Origin of the sequence: Endozoicomonas sp. ONNA1 (assembly GCF_024606325.1) — a bacterium.
GTDB lineage: Bacteria > Pseudomonadota > Gammaproteobacteria > Pseudomonadales > Endozoicomonadaceae > Endozoicomonas_A.
In genome coordinates this window covers 1-2,600 of the sequence record NZ_JAHHPN010000783.1, presented here as the reverse complement: position 1 = coordinate 2,600, position 2,600 = coordinate 1, and the positions used below count along the sequence as shown (strand labels likewise).

The window sequence follows — 2,600 nt, the reverse complement described above, 5'->3', positions numbered from 1 at the left end:
GGGACACTATAACTGGAAGTGGTCATTATGATAATTCGTACGTTGTTGGTCTTGGGATTTATCTGGCAAGCCTTGAGACTAAGAGTAAAGCCCTGGTTGTTTTTTCAGTTGAATGCGGATTACTTCAATGATGCCAAAGGGCTGTATTCGAAGCTTGATATGGATCAGTTCATTCCCAGACGGTGGCGTTTGAAGCAGAGCCTGGATACTGACGGCATAAAACCGGAACACTACCCGGTTTTTCTGAAACCTGAATGGGGACAGAACTCTGCCGGGGTTATCAGGATCGATAATGAGATTCAGTTGGAGGCTGCAAGAGCGAATCGTGATCAGGACAGTGTGCCCTACCTGATTCAGGAGAGTGCTCAGGGGAAAAGAGAGTTTGAAGTGTTTGTGATTTGTTCTCTGGAATCTGGAAAGTGTCTCAAAACACTTTCCGTGACTCAGGTTCTGAACACCAGTAACGACTCACATCCTGTCAACGGTATTTACAACAGTGAAACCTTTTATCTGGACAAAACCAGAGAGCTGAACAGAGAGCAGGTCGATCAGCTGGCTTTGCATTTGAGCCAGACCGGGCCATTCAGAGTGGCTCGCTATGGTCTCCGGGCTGACAGCATCGAAGCTTTGGTCCAGGGGGAGTTCAAGATTTTTGAAATCAATCTCTTCCTGCCTATGCCTCTGGTGCTGTTGAGCAAGAATCTGGGGGCTTTCGAGAAGTTGCGACTTACAGGTCAGTTGACCCGTCAACTGGCCTTGGTGACCGGTGAAATTCCGGAAGCCCGAAAACGAAAATCCATTTTCTTCAGGAAGCTGTTTTTCCTGAACCGACTGAATTTTAAAAAGCTGCCAGCCAAGGCCGAAGAGGAGATGGTGCTGTGAAGTTTATCAAGAAAACGGTATACAGCTACATCAGCCAGAAATTCATGAATGGCTGCACTCAGTATAACTCTCTGGAAGTACGCAAGAGCTGTCGCTCAAAAGCCCAGGCAAGAACGGCGTTCAGTAAAAATGACATTCCCCATGCCCGTGGTGAGATCTTCATCAATCCATGGAATGCCGTTCGTTTTGCCAGGCAGCATGGCTTTCCGCTGGTGGTTAAACCCAATGTGGGCGGTTTCTCAAGAGGCAGCTATTTTCCCATTCGAAATTATCGGGAGTTGTGGAAAGCGGCTTTGCTGGCCAAAATCTGGTGGCCTGCCACTGTTGTAGAAGAGTATCTGGAAGGAAAAAACTATCGGGTGCTGGTGGCGAAAGGTGAAGTGGTGTCTGTGATTCAGCGTTATGCCCCTTTTGTGATCGGAAATGGTCAGGATTCGATCAACACACTGATCGATCAGGAGAATGCTATTCGAAAGGAGATGGGGCTTTTGGACTGCATGTACCCGCTTCAGAAAAGCGAACAAACCAGAACCTATTTAGCCAATCAGGGCTATGATCTGAATTCGGTTCCGGCTGATCAGCAGCAAGTAAAGCTTTTCCATAGAATTGCTCTGGCACCCGGCGGTGTCATTGAAACCATTCCGGTCAACAGTGTGGCCAAAGAGAATATACGACTGATGGAAAAAGTGCTGAATACCTTTGATGCCAATATTCTTGGTATCGATATCATCATGGAAAAAGGCATAGAGCACAGTCATGAAGATCAGAAATGTATTCTTCTGGAGGTGAACTCCCGTCCTTACGTGAAAATGCACGACTACCCCAGATATGGGGAAAAAGAAGATATTTCCGGGGTGTTTGAGGAGCTCGATAAGCTCCACGTGGCCCAGGCTGATATTTTCTGAGACAGCAGAGATGGGAGTGCATTACTTTTTTCAGTTCTCAGGTATCCACGCGTTTCTGGTTGGCGTGTTGCCGTTCTTCATGCCTACTCTATTGTGGCAACAGGGTTATCGGCTGACTGAAATAGCCTTGTTTATTGCCCTGTCAGGTTTAGCTTATCTTTTTACCCTCCGGGTTTGGGAAAACCTGAGATCTGGCAAAGGGAGTGTCTGGGCTGTCAGGGCCTCGTTTTTGACTGAGCTTCTGCTGGTAGCAGGATTACTTTTCTTTCAGCAGCAAGCAGGGAGCGGAGTCACAGGGCTCATTCTGCTGGCCATTCTGAATGGTATTTATGGCTGTTTCTACTGGATGGCTCAACGACTGTTGTTCAAATCCATCAGCCATAGCTGGAATTCCGGTCAACACTTTGGCAACTTCCAGATATTGGTCGCTGTGATGCTTAAAATAGGCATTGTGGCGGGTGCAGTTTTGCTGGAACAGTCAAGTTTCTCAATTCTGTTTATGCTCAGCGCGCTGATTTCATCAGTCGGTGTTGCCCGCACCCTGAAAAAGAAGGTGGTGGTTGAAATCGACCGAGCGTTTTCTGCTCCGCTAACCCGATTCACAGAAGTGTTTCGATTTCGTGACAGTTTTGGCTCCCGTGGGGTGTTTTTTGCGGATGGTCTGTTTCTTTTTCTGGAAAGTTATTTCTGGACCCTGTCACTCTATTTCATCAACAGGGAAAGTCTGCTTGAGCTGGGTGGGATGATGGTGGTTCTGGCGATTGCAGTGGCTGTCCTGTTCAAGCTGGTACAAACTTTTATTGACCGGATGGC

At 47.5% G+C, this 2,600-nt stretch carries 3 protein-coding genes; all 3 read left to right on the top strand.

Going from position 1 to position 2,600, the window contains the following annotated elements:
* The first annotated feature begins 27 nt into the window (after positions 1-27).
* On the top strand, positions 28-882 hold the full coding sequence (locus KDK19_RS18710) for a hypothetical protein (protein ID WP_257280191.1): 855 nt from the start codon (positions 28-30) through the stop codon (positions 880-882).
* Positions 879-1,787 carry a cyanophycin synthetase gene (locus KDK19_RS18705; protein WP_257280190.1) on the top strand — a complete coding sequence of 303 codons (909 nt, stop codon included), beginning with the start codon at positions 879-881 and terminating at the stop codon, positions 1,785-1,787. The genes KDK19_RS18710 and KDK19_RS18705 overlap by 4 nt, the downstream gene beginning before the upstream one ends.
* Positions 1,788-1,803: 16 nt before the next feature.
* Positions 1,804-2,600 (top strand): hypothetical protein (locus tag KDK19_RS18700; protein ID WP_257292592.1); only part of this gene is annotated, 797 nt, incomplete at its 3' end.